We start from the raw sequence: 18,019 nt of genomic DNA on the forward strand, positions 1-18,019 counted from the left end.
AAGGCCCTGACAAATGTTAGGGCTTTTTTATTTTTTAATCAGTTATGTTCATTAAATTTGCACTTCAAAATTTAAGGTATGTACAGAAGTCATAATTGTGGTGAATTGAATGCATCACACATCAATAGTGAAGTTACTCTTGCAGGTTGGGTACAAAAAGTGAGAGACAAAGGTTTTATGGTATGGGTAGATTTACGTGATCGTTACGGGATTACCCAACTTATTTTTGATGAAGAGCGCACGCCAAAGGCCATTATGGAACAAGCCCAAAAGTTAGGTCGTGAGTTTGTAATTCAAGTAAAAGGAACCGTTATAGAACGTGCTTCCAAAAACCCAAACATGGCTACTGGTGATATTGAAATTTTGGTTTCGGAACTTACCTTGTTGAATGGTGCCAAACTACCGCCTTTTACCATTGAAGATGACACAGACGGGGGTGAAGAATTACGTATGAAATATCGTTACCTAGATATTCGACGTAATCCAGTAAAAAACAGTTTGATTTTTCGTCATAAAGTAACCCAAGAGGTTAGAAATTACCTCTCAAAAGAAGGGTTTATAGAAGTTGAAACACCTTATTTAATAAAATCTACGCCTGAAGGTGCCCGCGATTTCGTAGTACCAAGTAGAATGAACCCTGGACAATTCTATGCCCTTCCTCAATCGCCACAAACTTTTAAGCAATTGCTTATGGTAGGTGGTATGGATAAATACTTCCAGATTGTAAAATGTTTTAGGGATGAAGATTTACGTGCGGACAGACAACCAGAGTTTACACAAATAGACTGCGAGATGGCCTTTGTTGAGCAAGAAGATATTCTTAATGCTTTTGAGGGGCTTACAAGACACTTATTGAAAGAAGTCAATGGAGTTGAAATTGACCAGTTCCCAAGAATGCTTTACGATGATGCGATGCGTTTGTACGGAAACGATAAACCAGACATCCGTTTTGGAATGCAGTTTGGAGAGCTAAATGAAGTAACCCAACATAAAGATTTCCAAGTTTTCAATGCTGCTGAATTGGTTGTAGGTATCGCTGTTCCTGGAGGAAATGCCTTCACAAGAAAAGAAATCGACAAGCTTATTGCTTGGGTAAAGCGTCCACAAATTGGCGCTATGGGAATGGTGTACTGTCGTTACAATGAAGATGGGTCTTTCAAATCTTCCGTAGATAAATTCTATGATCAAGAAGATCTAGCCAAATGGGCAGAAGTAACGGGAGCTAAACCGGGGGACTTAATCTGTATCTTATCTGGAAACACCCATAAAGTAAGAACACAGTTAAGCGCCTTAAGAATGGAATTGGCCGAACAGCTAGGGTTACGTAAACCAGACGAGTTCGCACCGCTTTGGGTAATGGACTTCCCACTTTTGGAATGGGACGAAGAAACTGAGCGTTACCACGCGATGCACCACCCGTTTACATCACCTAAACCAGGGCAATTGGAATTATTGGAAACCAATCCTGGCGAAGTAAAAGCCAATGCCTACGATTTGGTATTGAATGGGAATGAAATTGGTGGAGGTTCCATTAGAATTCACGATAAAAAAACACAGTCTTTAATGTTTGACTATTTAGGGTTCACTCCTGAAGAAGCCAAAGCTCAGTTTGGATTCTTGATGAATGCTTTTGAATACGGTGCCCCTCCACACGGTGGTTTGGCCTTTGGGCTTGACCGATTGGTTGCTATTTTGGGTGGACAAGAAACTATTAGAGATTTTATAGCCTTCCCTAAAAACAATTCCGGCCGAGACGTCATGATTGATGCTCCTGCACCAGTCGACAATGCCCAACTGGATGAGTTAAGCTTAAAACTAAATCTAAATTCATAAAAAATTAAATCCTGCAAATTGCAGGATTTTTTAGTAGTTTTAGGTTATGCCTGCAAAATCGTTGTACAAAAGCTTATTGATTTGGAGAGCCAAACATATCTCTCACAAGCAATTTGTTTATTTCCTTAGTATACTGGTTGGTTTCACTTCGGGAGTTGGAGCTGTGGTTCTAAAAAACTTGACCCACTTTATCCAACATTTACTGGAGGGCCGTTTGGTACAATATTACCACCATGCCTTTTACTTTTTATTTCCCATCATCGGGTTCACTTTGGTGTATCTTATCATTAAATACATCATAAGAAATAAAGTAAGCCACGGCATCCCTTCCACGCTATTGGCTATTGCCAAGCGCAAAGGAGTGATGAAACAGTACCAAATGTTTGGGTCTATTTTAACCGCTCCGATTACCGTTGGTTTTGGAGGATCGGTTGGACTGGAGGGACCAACTGTAGCCACTGGAGCCGCCATAAGCTCCAACATTGCACGCATGTTCCACATGAACCAAAAAACAAAAAATTTGTTAATTGGTTGTGCTGCCGCAGGTGCCCTATCATCAATTTTTAAAGCGCCAATTGCTGCTATTGTATTCGCCATTGAAGTATTTAGTCTAGACCTTACTATCGCATCCATGCTTCCTTTGCTATTGGCATCCCTTTCGGCAATTATGACGTCTTACTTTTTCTTTGGGAGCGACATTCTATTGCCCTTTAGAATTGAAGATCATTTCAAGGCCTCCGACGTACCCTTTTATGCTATTTTGGGTGTTTTTGCTGCCTTTACTTCTATTTATTTCACCGAAGTTTATGAACGTATTCAAAAGCTTTTCAAAAAAATAGACTCGCCTGTTAAGCGCCTTTTGGTAGGGGGAGCTGCTATAGGAGTTCTCATTTATTTTATTCCTCCTTTATATGGAGAAGGATTTGACGTAATGAACAACCTTATTGCCGGAAAACCAGAAAAAGCATTGGTAAACAACTTTCTTCATTTAGACCTTACCAATGTTTGGATTGTTATTGGGCTTTTGGCAGGTTTGGTATTTTTCAAAATTATTGCCAGTGCCATCACTTTTGGAGCCGGTGGGGTTGGAGGTATTTTTGCCCCTACCCTTTTTATGGGAAGTATCATGGGAAACTGTATTGCCAAAGTCCTCAATCATACAATTTTGATAAACAACCCTGTTTCCGAAAGTAATTTTACACTTGTAGGCATGGCCGGATTAATGGCCGGTGTGCTCCACGCCCCACTTACCGCCATCTTTTTAATTGCTGAATTAACTGGGGGCTACGAACTTTTCATTCCCCTAATGCTTACGGCAACTATTTCTTTTGCCATTACTAAATATTTCTACCCACATTCCGTTTATAGTATGGAGCTTGGTAGAAAAGGCGAATTAATTACCCACGATAAGGATCACGCAGTGTTAACACTTATGGACATCAACAAGGTAATAGAAACCAATTTCATACCGGTTAACCCTGAAATGACACTTGGTGATATTGTCCACAAAGCAGTTGTAAAATCCAGTAGAAATATTTTTCCGGTGGTACGAAGTAAAGACCAAACCCTAAAGGGAATTATTTTATTGGACGACATTAGACAAGTGATGTTCGACCAAAGTCTTTACAATGAAATTAAGGCTGAAGAGGTCATGCAAAACCCTCCGGAAATCATCGACATTGAAAAGGACAAGATGACTGATATTATGAAGAAGTTCCAAGACAGTAATGCCTGGAACCTCCCCGTGGTTAGAAACAATGTGTACGTAGGCTTCATTTCTAAGTCAAAATTATTGACAGCCTATCGTCGAAAATTAATCAATATTACCCATTAAAACATGAAATACATTATTGCTATATCCTGCATACTTTCCGTGCTAAGTATTGCATGTGGATTTCTTTTAGAGGTCGAATATTCCCAAAAACTTATTGGTTTTGGGGTAGTTGGACTTTTTGTAGTTGTGTTTCCTCTGTTTTCATACTACCGATGGAAGGACAAAGACATGAAGGACTATATGATTAATAAAGAGAATCTCGAAAAAATGCGAAATCACAAAAAAAAATACTGATAATCAATTTTTTAAATAAAAATACAATTCCTTAATGCTTGGTACAATTATAAATCATACATTTATGTTTTAATAATAATTTTTTTTACCATGACTGGAACAGTTAAATTTTTCAATGATTCAAAAGGATTTGGATTCATTACAAACAACGAAACAGGAAAAGACATTTTCGTTCACGTATCGAACTTGAACGGTATCGAGTTACGCGAGGGCGACAGTGTAGAGTACACAGAAGAAGAAGGAAGAAAAGGACCAGTTGCTGCAAACGTGCAAGTGGTTTAACGAGATATATCTTTAAACACAGTTTCAACGCTTAACACTATTGTTAAGCGTTTTTTTTGCAATTAATTGAGATTTCGCTTCTCAATAAAAAAGCGTTTCATCAATCTGGAAGCCTCATCTTCCAATACCCCACCAACCAGTTTGGTTTTTGGGTGCAGTTTGGTTTTCAAATTGATACAACCGCGCTCCTCGTCTCTAGCCCCGTATACAATTTTTCCTATCTGGCTCCAGTACAAAGCGCCACCACACATCTGGCAAGGTTCCAAAGTCACATAAAGGGTACACTTGTTCAAATACTTTCCACCTAAAAAATTAGCTGCAGAGGTAATTGCCTGCATTTCGGCATGAGCCGTAACATCATTCAACAGTTCCGTTAGGTTATGGGCTCGTGCAATAATTCTATTGTCTACCACAATTACCGCCCCAACAGGAATCTCTCCTTTATCAAAAGCATCTTCCGCTTCCTGCAAGGCTTTCCTCATAAAATAGACGTCATCAAAGGGGTTTTCCATGAGTATAAAATTGAATTCCGAATCCCAAAAATACGATTTCAAATGGTACATTTGTAATTATGTCCAAGTTAATAAATCAAATAGAATCTCCAGAGGATTTACGGCTTCTAGACCAAGGTCAATTACCTCAATTAGCAAAAGAATTAAGGGAATTTATCATACATATTGTAGCAACCAAAGAAGGTCATTTAGGAGCTAGTCTAGGCGTTGTTGAACTTACAATTGCCCTACACTACATATTTAACACACCAGAGGATCTTTTAATTTGGGATGTTGGACACCAAGCTTACGGTCATAAAATATTAACAGGACGTCGGGACATTTTTGACACCAATCGACAATTTGGAGGCCTGAGCGGTTTTCCAAAACGAAGCGAAAGTCCTTATGATACTTTTGGGGTTGGACATTCTTCTACATCTATTTCTGCGGCCCTTGGAATGGCTCTTGTTTCCCAATTGAAAGGTCAATTCAACAAGCAGCATATTGCTGTTATAGGTGACGCCTCCATTGCCAGCGGCATGGCCTTTGAAGGCCTTAATCATGCCGGGGTAACCAATGCCAATTTATTGGTTATTTTAAACGATAACGCCATTGGTATTGATCCCAGCGTAGGTGCACTAAAACAATATTTAACCAACGTTAAAAAGGGAACTCAAAAACACGAGAATGTTTTTGAGGCTTTAAATTTCAACTATTCAGGCCCTATAGATGGCCATGATTTTGAAGCTTTAATTTCACAGTTAGAGCGTTTAAAAACTATTGAAGGCCCAAAGCTATTGCATGTTATCACCACCAAAGGGAAAGGCCTAAAACAGGCAGAAAAGGATCAAGTTAAATACCATGCACCTGGCAAATTTGATGCCCTTACGGGAGAACTTATAGCTAAAAACAATACCGCTCAACCACCAAAATTTCAAGATGTATTTGGGCATACCATTGTAGAACTAGCGAAAGGCAACAAAGATATTATAGGCATTACCCCGGCAATGCCTACAGGTAGCTCCTTAAAGTACATGATGCAAGAATTTCCTGAGAGGGCCATTGATGTTGGTATTGCAGAGCAACACGCGGTAACCCTTGCGGCAGGGATGGCAACCCAAGGAGCTATTGTGTTTTGTAATATTTATTCAACTTTTCTACAACGTGCCTACGACCAGGTAATCCATGATGTAGCCATCCAAAATTTACCTGTAATCTTTTGTTTGGATCGTGCCGGATTGGTAGGCGAAGATGGAGCCACCCACCACGGACTCTATGATTTAGCATATCTAAGATGCATCCCTAACCTCATTATTTTCGCCCCTCGCAATGAAATTGAGTTACGAAACATTATGTATACGGCACAACTAGGACTGCAGCACCCTATTGCCATTCGCTACCCTAGAGGAAGGGGTAACACTTTGGAATGGAAACAACCTTTTGAACCAATTGAAATTGGACAAGCAGTGCAAATAAAAAGCGGACGCAATATTGCGGTTCTTAGTCTAGGATTTATTGCAGACAATGTTAGCCGCGCCATTGCTACTTTGGAAATGAAAGATGATGTAGCCCATTTTGACATGCGATTTTTAAAACCTTTGGATCAAGCCATGTTACATCATATATTCCATAACTATTCAGAAATAATTACAGTGGAAGATGGTTGTGAAAAAGGTGGATTTGGAAGCGCTATATTAGAATTTGCTTCACTTTACAACTACAAAAATAACGTGAGCATTATGGGGGTTCCAGATATTGTCATGGAACATGGAAGCATGGTAACTTTGCAACATCTAGCAAGAATAGATGCTAAAGCAATTACAGAAAAACTAGAAGCAATTATTCAGCGTCAGTATCTGTAGTAGCCATGTTAGGCTGTTCTGTGGCATTGTAGATATCTACACTTTCGTTGAGTTGCGAATTTTTGCTAGAACGCATATCATCAAGCATTAATAAAAATGCCACGGTAACAAAAAAAATAACAAGAGCTCCTAAAAGGTTCTTTTTCATCTTTGTAAAGTTAAATATAAACGACAAGACAAATGTAAGACTTTATCGATAAAATCCAAATTTCTTCGACAAAATACATTTTAGTGTCCTAAAAATCCAGATTAACCGAATTTTTAAATCAGCTCAAATTTAACTTAAAAACCTTCTGTTTTTCGCTGTTCCGTAAAAATTATCAACAGGTTATTAACAAGCGAATTATATGTAATCCCCCCTCAATTTTCGATAGGCAAGTATGGCATTACTATCGGAAAGTTTCGAAACATAATTTGACACCGCCATAAGACTGTCATAAGTAGTTCCCTGAGAAGTGCGCACTGTTTCCGGGAGCATTTTCAATACCAACTTGTTGTAGTTGGAGGCTGTTCCATTGGCACAGTTACAAACCGCATCCGTAAAGGCCGTAAGCAGCCCGTTGATAACCTCATACCCTGAAACCTCCTTATCTATAACCTCGGAAGATTCATATATATTTTGGATACTAATTTTTATAATATCACTAATTTGCGCCTCAAACCTACTCTTATCCAATAAACCTTGGGTGAATTCATCCTTTAAAATGGCCTCTTCATTCGCCATGAATATGTCCACAGCTTCATTAATTAGCGTATTTATGGCAAGTGCCCTTAAATAACTAATGCGATCTTGGGTATTAGAAAGCGCATGGTATTTTTCAGTATTGATAGAATGCCTTACTAAGTTTATTAGATATTCTAAAGCAAATTCTTCTTGAATCAACCCTAAGTTAATCCCGTCCTCAAAATCAATAATGGTATAACAAATATCATCTGCAGCTTCTACTAAAAAAGCTAAAGGGTGTCTCGAGTATCGCACCTCATCTTTAGCTCCGCGAGTCAGCAATCCCAAATCCTTGGCTACATCTTGGAAAACATCTTTTTCTGACTGAAAAAAACCGTACTTTTTATCAACGATATGCTTTGTTGGCTTTTTAGGCAAACTTTCTTTGGGATACTTCATAAATGCCCCTAAAGTTGCATAGCTCAATCGAAGCCCTCCTTCTCTGCCGCTTCTTGTCTCGGTTAATATTTTAAAACCATTGGCATTTCCTTCAAAATCACATAAATCTTGATACTCCTTTTCTGTAAGCGCCTCTTTATATTGAATGCCTTTCCCATTTTTAAAAAATTCCCCAATAGCCTTCTCTCCCGAATGCCCAAATGGAGGATTTCCAATATCGTGTGCCAGTGCTGCTGCAGCAACTATAGCCCCAAAATCATTAGCCTGATAGCCATGTACCGTATGTAAATAGGGATACTTTTCTAGAATCCTTTGGCCTACCTTTCTTCCTAACGAGCGCCCAACAACACTTACCTCCAAACTATGGGTAAGCCTTGTATGCACAAAATCGGTCTTGGACAAGGGAATCACCTGGGTTTTATCCTGCAGACTTCGAAACTCTGCCGAAAAAATAACGCGATCATAATCTACTTCAAACCCCAACCGTGTTTCATCTTGTTCCCTGCGTAATCGTTTATGGGTATCCCCATAACGCTTCAAGGATAGTAAGTCCTCCCAATTCATCTAAAAAATTTTAATCGACGCAAGATACTGTTTTCATTGTTAAATTAATGTTTCCAAACTTTAAAAAACCCTTCATTCCTTAACATTACCCTAACCTTTTTATTACCTAGGTTTAATTGTGAGTTAACATTGACTTTACAGTATGAAGGTTTCTTTGCAGCGAATTACAACAACTATAATATGAGACAATTACTATTTGTATTTTCGGTGCTTTTCACCACCTTTTTCTACGCACAAAACACTGGTTCTGTGGCAGGAAAATTAACGGACATTGACTTTAACAACGAACCGTTGGCCTTTGCCAACATTTTAATTAAAGGTACCACTACTGGTACCACCTCAGATTTTGATGGTCTATACACCATAGACAACCTGGATCCGGGAAGTTACACACTTGTATTCAGCTTTGTTGGATATGAAACCCAAGAAATAACTGTAGATGTAATTGCGGGTAAAGTAACTGAAGTAAATGTGCCTATGGGAGCCAGTGCGGCTTCATTGGACGAGGTAATCATTACCACTACTACCAGAAAAGAAAGTGAAGCTGCTTTGCTATTGGAACAAAAGAAAGCTACTGGAATAAAAACATCTATTGGCGCCCAAGAGCTTTCTAGAAAAGGTGTTAGTGACGTTGCCACCGCGGTAACCAAAGTTTCTGGAATCTCTCAACAGGAAGGTTCAGGAAGCGTATTTGTTAGAGGTTTAGGTGATAGATACAACATTACCACTTTGAACGGCCTACCATTACCTTCAAACAACCCAGCAAATAAAAACATCGATTTGGATATCTTTAGTACTAATATTGTTGAGTTTATTGGTATTGACAAAACTTACAATGCAGCCAACTATGGTGACTTTGCCGGAGCAAACATCAATATTACTTCCAAAGATTATACAGGATCAGGATTTTTACAATTAGGATTGAGCAGCGGTGCGAACACCGAGGCCATCGGAACCAATGATTTCTACCTACACGAGGGCCCTAACTATAGTGGTTTTTATGACATAGACTACCCGGAATACCCTCTAAACAACTATAACTTTACAACTAGTTGGGACAGAGAAAAAGGACCTATGCCTGTCAATTCAGGAATCTCACTTATTGGAGGTGAGATGTTAAGATTAGGGGATGAAACTAAATTGAGTTTCTTTGGTGTAGGTAATTACAGTAATGGATTCACTTATAAGGAAGGAATTTCCAGAGGTGGTGTGAATGCATCTGCTGTGCCATTGAGCGATTTTGACTTTGAGAACTACGAGTATAAGACCAATACCACTTTAATGGGAAATATTGGCTTGAAACACAAACAACAATCCATAAAATACAACGTACTTTACCTAAACTCTACAAGCCAGAAACAATTGGAATACGACGGCGTGATCAACATATTTGATGACGCTCCCGAAGGTGGAGGAATCATTCAACGTTCGGTATTTGATAGAACCGAATTATTTGTAAATCAATTATTGGGTGACCATGCCATTGGTGAGCAATTTGATGTAAACTGGGGAGTATCTTACAACATGCTTCACAACAATGTCCCTAATAGAAGGCAGACAACTTTTCTTCCTGTAGATCCAAATGATCCAGAAGGACCTAAATCTACGCAATTGGTTTCTGCTGCGTCAGACAACCACAGATTCTACCAAGATTTGAATGAAGATGAATTGGCTGCAAACATTGCAACAACTTTCAAATTCAGCAAAAATGAAGATGACATGTATGTTGGAAAAGTGACTTTGGGTTACAATGGTAGAATGAAAAAAGTAGATTTTGAAGCCACACAATTCAACTTTAGAATCTTGCTTAGAGACGCCAACAACAACCTTATCACGCAACCTGTTGTAGACCCTTACAATGCAGATGCCTATTTTAATCAACAAAACCTTAATGCGGGCTTATTTAGAATAGAAACCTTTAGAGGTAACGTGAACACACCAAACGCACTAGACCCTCAATTTTACAAAGGAGAGCAAAACATCCATGCTGGGTTTATTAATTTCGAATATGCCTTTTCATCAAAATTCAGTTTGATTGCTGGAATTAGAGGAGAACAAATAAGCCAAACAATTGGATGGGACACTTCCATAAGCCAAAGTGACGAAGACAACGAATATGACACTTTCGAAATACTTCCTGCACTATCCTTAAAGTATGCCCTAAACGAAAAGCACAACTTAAAATTTGCGGCTAGTAAAACGTATACCTTACCACAATTTAAAGAACGTGCTCCTTTCCTATACCAAGAGGTGAACCAAGATTATATAGGAAACCCAGATTTGTATGCGTCTACAGATTACAATGCTGATATTATTTGGGAATTCTTCCCAGAATCTGATGAGATTTTCTCTCTAGGGGCTTTTGGAAAGTATATAGAAAACCCAATCAACCAAGTTACCATTGCCTCGGCTTCCAATGATATTAGCTGGGTTAATTCTGGAGATTACGCTATGGCACTTGGGGCCGAGCTTGAAGTACGTAAAAACTTGTTCAAAAGTGAAGTTGAAACCGACGACAGTACCTTGGCAACCGTGTTCTCTGCAGGCCTAAATGCAGCCTACATGTATACCGACCAAGAATTGAATGATGAAAAAGTATCTGAAGAAACTTCTGGACTTTCAACAGTCTTTACAAATGAAAACGATCGTCTTTCCGGAGCATCAGACTTTATCATGAATGCCGATATCAGTTTCAACAAAGACTTTTCAGAAGACCGAAACTTCATGACAACTTTAGCCTTCAACTATTTCTCTGACCGTATTTACGCCCTGGGAATTCAAGGAAAAGGAAACATGGTAGACAAAGGTTATGGCACCTTGGATTTTGTAACTAAATATCAAGTAAACGAGCATATCACTCTAGGAGCCTCTTTTAAGAACTTGTTAAACCCTTCTATTGAACGTTACCAAGACACACAAAATGTTGACGTAATGAGCTACAAAAAGGGAAGAGATTTTAAATTATCCTTGTCATACCAGTTTTAAGCAATTGTTAACAAATCAAAGAATTAACAAAATATATTCATATTAAGTTAACCATTCTGTAAACTTCAATTTAAAGCTGTTGCCGTATTTCGCTTTAAATTTTTAAAACAACAAAAAACACAATGAGAAAAAATTTATTTACTTTAATTCTTACAGTAGCAACATTGATTTCTGTTGTATCCTGTTCCAGCGATGACGACAATGGTGGAGGAGCTACTTGTAATGACGGAATTCAAAATGGAAATGAAACAGGTATCGATTGTGGAGGTGATTGTGCACCTTGTGAGACCTTAAGCATTTTGGAAGGAGAAATTTCAGATGACGTTGCATTAGACGCTTCTATTGAGTACGAATTAACAGGAGCATTGGTAGTTCTTAACGGTGGGTCTTTAACCATTCCTGCTGGAACGGTAATCAGAGCTACTGGAGGAACTTCAGCTTATATCGCAGTTGCTCAAGGCGCTCAAATATTTGTTAACGGTACAGCTGCCAACCCAGTAGTAATGACCTCTGCCGCCAACTCTCCAGCTGCTGGAGATTGGGGTGGATTAATAATCTGTGGTAATGCACCTACCAACAAAGGAACTTCTGTAACCTCTGAAGTTGGTGATTTAATTTATGGTGGCAGTGAAGTTAATGACAACTCTGGTTCTGTTCGCTACTTAAGAGTTGAGTATACTGGAGCTACCTTCTCAAACTCAAAAGAGTTCAACGGGGTATCTTTATTCGGTGTTGGTGCTGGCACTACTTTTGAATATGTACAGTCTTACAACGGTGGCGATGACGGTATCGAGTTCTTTGGTGGAACTGTAGAAGGACGTTATTTAGTGTCTATCAACAGTGGTGATGACTCTATCGACTTTGCTGACGGATGGGCTGGAAACGGTTCTAATTGGTATATCGCTGGAGGCGCTAAAGCGGGTATTGAAGGATCCAACAACGGAGATAACGGAAATGCAACCCCTGTTACTACCACTACACTTTCTAACATCACTGTAGTAGGCCCTGTTACTGAAGGAGCGCTTTACTACAAAGAAGGTGGAGGTAACTTTACTATCGACAACTTTTATGTTAGTAATGTTGACCTTGGCGTTAAAGTTAAGGATACCGATGCTGAAGCTGGTGCAAGAATCGAAAATGGCGACTTGACTATTACTAATCTACAGTTTGCAGATACAGCTGAAGGGTTCATGGTTACTGATTACACAGGAAGCAACCAATCTTTCTACACAGAAGGTATTTCTCAAGGTGCCGGTAACGGTGCTGCTGCTCCAGATTGGGCTGCTGGATGGACTATTGGTCTTGACAACAGTGGTTCTGCTACTGAAAACTTGGCTGGGGAAATTACAGGTACTGTATCCCTTAACGCTAATACTGAATATACACTTACTAGTAGCTTAATCGTTAAAGCAGGAGGAACCTTAAACATCGCTGCTGGAACTGTAATTAAAGCTACTGGTGGTACTGCTTCCTTTATTGGAGTAGAACAAAATGCTACTATCAACATTAACGGAGAAGCTAACAACCCTGTAGTAATGACTTCTGGCGCAGCATCTCCTGCTGCTGGTGACTGGGGAGGTTTGGTTATCTGTGGTAACGCACCTACCAACAAAGGGACTTCTGTAACTTCTGAAGTTGGTGATTTAATCTACGGAGGAAACGATACAGATGATAGTTCTGGATCGATCCAATACTTAAGAGTAGAGTACACTGGTGCTACCTTCTCAAACTCTAAAGAATTCAACGGTGTATCATTATTTGGTGTTGGTGCCGGAACTACATTTGAATATGTACAGTCTTATAACGGTGGTGATGACGGTATCGAGTTCTTCGGAGGATCTGTAGTAGGTAACTACTTAGTTTCTATCAATAGTGGAGATGACTCTATCGACTTTGCTGATGGTTGGACTGGATCTGGATCTAACTGGTACATTGCCGGAGGTGCTAAAGCTGGTATTGAAGGATCTAACAATTCTGACAATGGAAATGCTACCCCTGTAACCACAACTACTTTATCTAATATTACTGTTGTAGGACCTGTTACCGAAGGTGCCCTATACTTCAAAGAAGGTGGAGGTCACTTTACTATCGATAACTTCTATACAACTGGAATTAACTTAGGTATCAAAGTAAAAGACACAGATGCAGAAGCTGCTGCAAGAATTGAAAACGGTGACTTAACCATGACCAACGTAATGTTTGAAAACATTGCCGAAGGATTTATGGCAACTGATTATACTGGTGCTAACCAAACATTCTATACCGAAGCTACTGCTACCGGTGCTGGTAACGGTGCAGACGCTCCTGATTGGGCTGCTGGTTGGACTACTGGATTATAATAAGAACACTCTACCAAACAAAAAAAGCACCCTAAATAGGGTGCTTTTTTTTGTTATTAATTATATTATTATCATTTAGATGCCAGAGCATCTTTGGTAGTCCATTCATTTACGTTGGCCACTCTATTGTTAAGATAATCTACCTCTTTTAAAGTATCTTCTTCCCAAAAGAACCACTTACCAGTTTTAACACCATTGTCATACTTTGCTGCCGCTATTTTTGTTCCATTTACATCATAACTATACCAATCACCCTGTAGCTTCCCGTCAAACGTATAACTACCCGTTTGGCTAATGGTTCCGTTGTCATGATAATACACGACATCAATCACATTGGTTTCTTTATTTAACGTTAAAGTTCGTTCACTCTGTGCAAATCCAAGACTTACAAAAAGCAATGCTGCAAGTACGACTATCTTTTTCATGTTGCTTTGGGTTTAAGGTTCATATATACTCAAAGTTACAAAAAATTTACATTCAATAAACGTTTTGGTAACATTAAATTAACATTGAAGCGTAATATGCCTGTTTTTATGATAGTTATCACTTTTTGAATATTAAATCTTATTAATAATTAGTTAATATTATCGTTACATTAAAGTCATTTTATATTGGCAGATTTGCAGAGTCTTATGACAAACAATGAGAGATTCATATAATCTATTAGTTTTTGTCGACTATATTATAGTGAATTCTAGAGGCTACTTTTAACAAAGTGGCCTCTTTTTTTTAATGTTACAAACTTAATCTTCACGTAACATTAAGTTAACATAGTTTTTAGTTCTTTGCCGCCGACAAAAACTAATACCCCTGATATGAAACTTAAACTTACTGCCTTGGCAGTTATGCTATGTTGCATGCTTACCTCTCATGCACAAGAAACAAACAGTCCTAAATTCGGAAAAGGCCTTTTTAACCTAGTTGGTAAAGACAGCTCTTGGACGATGAAAATTGGAGCTCGTGTGCAGCTATTAGGATCTACTACCTGGACGGAAAATGATGGAGATCTAGGAAACCTTCAATCTAGTATGCTCGTAAGACGTTCCCGTTTAAAGTTTGACGGTTACGCCTTAACCCCAAAATTAAAGTACAAATTAGAGTTCGGTCTTTCAAACCGCGATATGTCCGGCGCTTCCTATTACACACACAATTCCCCTCGTTTTGTTATGGATGCCGTAATGAAATGGAATTTCCACGGCAACTTTGTACTGTGGTTTGGACAAACCAAACTGCCAGGAAACCGTGAACGTGTTATTTCATCGGCCAATTTACAATTTGTGGACCGTTCCATCCTTAATGCAGGTTTTAATATAGACCGTGACATGGGGATCCAATTACACCACCAAATTGCCATCACCAAAAAGTTTGTCATCAAAGAAGTTTTGGCCATTTCTCAAGGAGAAGGTAGAAACGTAACCACAGGTAATTTAGGTGGACAACAATATACTGGACGACTAGAAATGTATCCATTTGGAACCTTCGAAGGAAAAGAAGATTATATGGGAAGTGACCTTAAACGTACAAAGTCCCCTAAATTAGCTCTAGGAGTATCCTACGATTTTAACGATAACGCCGTAAGAACCCGCAGCAATATGGGCACCTATATGGAAACAGACAACGGTTTGTTTGAAACAGACATCACAACCCTATTTGTAGATGCCATGTTTAAATACAGAGGCCTTTCAATCATGGGAGAATATGCCAACAGAGATGCAGACACTCCGGTAGCCGTAAATAGCGATGGTACACCCACTGGTGATATTGTACAAGTTGGAAGTGGTTACAATCTTTCGGCAGGTTACCTTTTCAAAAGCAATTGGGAAGTTGCAGGACGTTATGCCAACACAGATTTTAAAGAAATTACAGGAAGAGACACTACAAATGAGTATACTCTAGGAGTTTCTAAGTATATTGTAGGTCATAAACTTAAGGTGCAATCGGATATCACTTATGCAGACTTCGCAGTCCAATCGGATAAATTGGGTTGGCGTTTACAATTTGAAATCCATTTTTAACCACCAAAATGTTAACAATTAGGTAACGCACCTAATAAAAACACTATAGATATTTGCAAATTATTTGAAATTAAATTATGGATAATATTTATTTATTAATGATAGTTGCCCTAGGCGTTTTGGCCATTGCTGATTTAGTTGTTGGGGTAAGTAATGACGCGGTAAACTTTTTAAACTCGGCTATTGGGTCTAAAGCGTTTTCCTTTAAAACCATTATGATAGTTGCCAGTATAGGGGTAGCTGTTGGAGCTATATTTTCCAGCGGAATGATGGAGGTTGCCCGAAAGGGAATCTTCAACCCCGGCCAGTTCATGTTTAGTGAAATCATGATCATTTTTATGGCCGTCATGATAACAGACATCCTCCTCTTGGACTTTTTCAATTCTGTTGGGATGCCTACATCAACCACGGTTTCTATTGTATTTGAATTACTTGGCGCTTCCGTAGCCATGGCATTGATTAAGATTGCCAATGACGGAGGAACCTTCAGCGATGTCGTTAACTACATTAACACCTCGAAAGCTACCGAAATTATCTTCGGTATCCTGCTCTCGGTAGTCGTCGCCTTTACAATAGGCGCCATCGTACAATGGGTCTCAAGATTATTGCTGTCTTATGATTTTGAAAGAAAGGCGAAATGGGTTGGCGCTTTATTTGGAGGCTTTGCTTTAACAGCCATCACGTATTTCATCTTCATGAAAGGTATTAAAGGAACCAACTACGCCAAAGAAAGTTTTGATATTTTGGGAGGAGAAACCATTAGCCACTTCTTAGAGCATCAAGTACTAATTATTGTTGCCATTAGTTTAGTGTTTTGGTCACTACTATCCTTTGCATTAATAATGTTTGCCAAAACAAACATTTACAAATTAATTATCCTTGTAGGGACCTTTGCATTAGCCTTAGCATTTGCTGGAAACGATTTGGTAAACTTTATTGGAGTTCCAATTGCAGGTTGGCAATCCTTCCAAGCTTGGACAGCTTCAGGAGCTGCTCCAGAAACTTTTGCCATGGCTAGTTTAGCCTCTAAAGTCCCTACCCCTACATTCTTATTGATGGCCGCAGGTTTAATTATGGTAATTACCCTTTGGTTCTCCAGTAAAGCTAAAGATGTTGTCAAAACCTCTCTAGACCTTTCAAGTCAAGAAGAGACAAAAGAGCGCTTCCAACCAAACTTCCTATCGCGAGGATTTGTAAGAACAGCTATCTTGATGTCTCAAATTTCAGCTTATATTTTACCAGAATCTTGGCAAGCCAAAATTGATCAGCAATTTGAAAAACCAGTAATTACCCTTAAAAAGGACAAAACATATGAATTACCTGCTTTTGACTTGGTAAGAGCAGCTGTAAACCTAATGGTAGCAGCCGTATTAATCTCCATAGCTACTTCAATGAAGTTGCCATTATCTACGACATATGTAACTTTTATGGTTGCCATGGGTACTTCTTTGGCAGATAGAGCTTGGGGAGCAGAAAGCGCCGTATATCGTGTAGCAGGTGTAATAAACGTTATTGGAGGTTGGTTTTTCACCGCACTTATTGCCTTTGTATCGGCCGCTGTTATTGCTTATTTCCTTAATTGGAATGTAAAAGTAATGGTACCTGTACTATTGTTATTGGCAACCATTATTTTGGTTCGCAACTACTTATCACACAGCAAAAAATCAAAAGAGCAAAAAGCTGAAGACCGCCTATTAAAAGCGGAAAGCAGCTCTGTACAAGGTGTTATTTACGAAAGTGCAGACAATATTGCCAACGTAGTTAACAGAGGGAACAGAATTTACACCAATGCCATTAACGGTCTTGCAAAACAAGATTTGGCAATGCTTAAAAAGAATAAAAAGCAAGTCGTTAAATTATCTGATGAAATTGACGAACTACGTGACAACATTTTCTATTTCATAAAAAATTTGGACGAGTCCAGCGTTGGCGCCAGTAATTTCTACATTAACGTTTTAGGTTACCTACAAGATATGACGCAGTCTTTGGAATACATCTCCAAGGCAAGCCACAAACATATCAACAACAATCACAAGAAACTAAAATTTAGTCAGATTAAGGAGTTGAAAGAAGTGGACGAGCGCTTTGAAAGACTATTTCAAAACACCAAACATGCTTTTGAAACCAATTCATTTGAAGAAATTGGTCAAATCTTGAACAGAAAAGAAGAAATCGTTTCTCTAGTAACAGATAAAATCCAAAAACAAGTGGAGCGTACTCGAACCGAAGAATCGAGCCCTAAAAACACGACGCTTTACTTCAGTATGTTATTAGAAACAAAAGACCTTCTTAATGCTACAATGAACTTATTGGAAGAGTATTACAACGCCCATGACAGTTCAGTAAAACCTGCAACCTTAAGTAAATTATTTGCCGGTAGCGAAGAGGAATAAAAGAGTTAGTAACAACTAAAAAGGCCATCTCATTGAGATGGCCTTTTTTATTTACATTCAACTT

Annotated in this window: 13 protein-coding genes; 9 read left to right on the plus strand and 4 right to left on the minus strand. The window is 38.9% G+C overall.

Going from position 1 to position 18,019, the window contains the following annotated elements:
• Window positions 1–78 precede the first annotated feature (78 nt).
• The 4 genes from aspS (at window position 79) to RBH95_RS16070 (ending at window position 4,183) form a co-directional block, all read left to right on the plus strand.
• The gene (gene aspS, locus RBH95_RS16055) at window positions 79–1,833 is read left to right on the plus strand and encodes an aspartate--tRNA ligase (RefSeq protein ID WP_307900577.1); all 1,755 of its coding nucleotides are present in this window, start codon (window positions 79–81) and stop codon (window positions 1,831–1,833) included.
• Window positions 1,834–1,879: 46 nt separating this feature from the next.
• Window positions 1,880–3,667 carry a chloride channel protein gene (locus tag RBH95_RS16060; RefSeq protein WP_307900578.1) on the plus strand — a complete coding sequence of 596 codons (1,788 nt, stop codon included), beginning with the start codon at window positions 1,880–1,882 and terminating at the stop codon, window positions 3,665–3,667.
• 3 nt (window positions 3,668–3,670) lie between these two features.
• Window positions 3,671–3,901: a hypothetical protein gene (locus RBH95_RS16065; RefSeq protein ID WP_307900579.1), complete on the plus strand. Its 231-nt coding sequence runs from the start codon at window positions 3,671–3,673 to the stop codon at window positions 3,899–3,901.
• 90 nt (window positions 3,902–3,991) lie between these two features.
• Window positions 3,992–4,183: a cold-shock protein gene (locus tag RBH95_RS16070; protein ID WP_307900580.1), complete on the plus strand. Its 192-nt coding sequence runs from the start codon at window positions 3,992–3,994 to the stop codon at window positions 4,181–4,183.
• A gap of 62 nt (window positions 4,184–4,245) precedes the next feature.
• On the opposite strand, the gene RBH95_RS16075 is transcribed toward RBH95_RS16070, so the two are convergent.
• Window positions 4,246–4,695: a nucleoside deaminase gene (locus tag RBH95_RS16075; protein ID WP_307900581.1), complete on the minus strand. Its 450-nt coding sequence runs from the start codon at window positions 4,693–4,695 to the stop codon at window positions 4,246–4,248.
• A gap of 59 nt (window positions 4,696–4,754) precedes the next feature.
• Here RBH95_RS16075 and RBH95_RS16080 point away from each other — a divergent pair, with 59 nt between their 5' ends.
• Window positions 4,755–6,536 carry a 1-deoxy-D-xylulose-5-phosphate synthase gene (locus RBH95_RS16080; RefSeq protein WP_307900582.1) on the plus strand — a complete coding sequence of 594 codons (1,782 nt, stop codon included), beginning with the start codon at window positions 4,755–4,757 and terminating at the stop codon, window positions 6,534–6,536.
• Here RBH95_RS16080 and RBH95_RS16085 read toward each other — a convergent pair.
• Window positions 6,514–6,684: a hypothetical protein gene (locus RBH95_RS16085; protein WP_307900583.1), complete on the minus strand. Its 171-nt coding sequence runs from the start codon at window positions 6,682–6,684 to the stop codon at window positions 6,514–6,516. The two genes, RBH95_RS16080 and RBH95_RS16085, sit on opposite strands and share 23 nt — an antisense overlap.
• Window positions 6,685–6,879: 195 nt before the next feature.
• Complete coding sequence (locus RBH95_RS16090; RefSeq protein ID WP_307900584.1) at window positions 6,880–8,223, minus strand: deoxyguanosinetriphosphate triphosphohydrolase; 1,344 nt, start codon at window positions 8,221–8,223, stop codon at window positions 6,880–6,882.
• Between the two features lie 180 nt (window positions 8,224–8,403).
• Here RBH95_RS16090 and RBH95_RS16095 point away from each other — a divergent pair, with 180 nt between their 5' ends.
• Window positions 8,404–11,208 (plus strand): TonB-dependent receptor, encoded by a 2,805-nt coding sequence (locus RBH95_RS16095; RefSeq protein ID WP_307900585.1) that lies wholly within the window; start codon window positions 8,404–8,406, stop codon window positions 11,206–11,208.
• A 122-nt stretch (window positions 11,209–11,330) separates the two neighbouring features.
• Window positions 11,331–13,547 carry a hypothetical protein gene (locus RBH95_RS16100; RefSeq protein WP_307900586.1) on the plus strand — a complete coding sequence of 739 codons (2,217 nt, stop codon included), beginning with the start codon at window positions 11,331–11,333 and terminating at the stop codon, window positions 13,545–13,547.
• A 71-nt stretch (window positions 13,548–13,618) separates the two neighbouring features.
• Here the strand turns inward: RBH95_RS16100 and RBH95_RS16105 are convergent, their stop codons facing one another.
• Window positions 13,619–13,972 carry a toxin-antitoxin system YwqK family antitoxin gene (locus tag RBH95_RS16105; protein WP_307900587.1) on the minus strand — a complete coding sequence of 118 codons (354 nt, stop codon included), beginning with the start codon at window positions 13,970–13,972 and terminating at the stop codon, window positions 13,619–13,621.
• Window positions 13,973–14,362: 390 nt separating this feature from the next.
• Between RBH95_RS16105 and RBH95_RS16110 the strand changes: the two genes are divergently transcribed.
• On the plus strand, window positions 14,363–15,562 hold the full coding sequence (locus RBH95_RS16110) for a porin (RefSeq protein WP_307900588.1): 1,200 nt from the start codon (window positions 14,363–14,365) through the stop codon (window positions 15,560–15,562).
• Window positions 15,563–15,639: 77 nt separating this feature from the next.
• A complete protein-coding gene (locus RBH95_RS16115) occupies window positions 15,640–17,955 on the plus strand; it encodes an inorganic phosphate transporter (protein WP_307900589.1) in 2,316 nt (771 codons plus the stop codon).
• Window positions 17,956–18,019 lie beyond the last annotated feature (64 nt).

The sequence above is a fragment of the Mangrovimonas sp. YM274 genome (assembly GCF_030908385.1).
Lineage (GTDB): Bacteria > Bacteroidota > Bacteroidia > Flavobacteriales > Flavobacteriaceae > Mangrovimonas_A.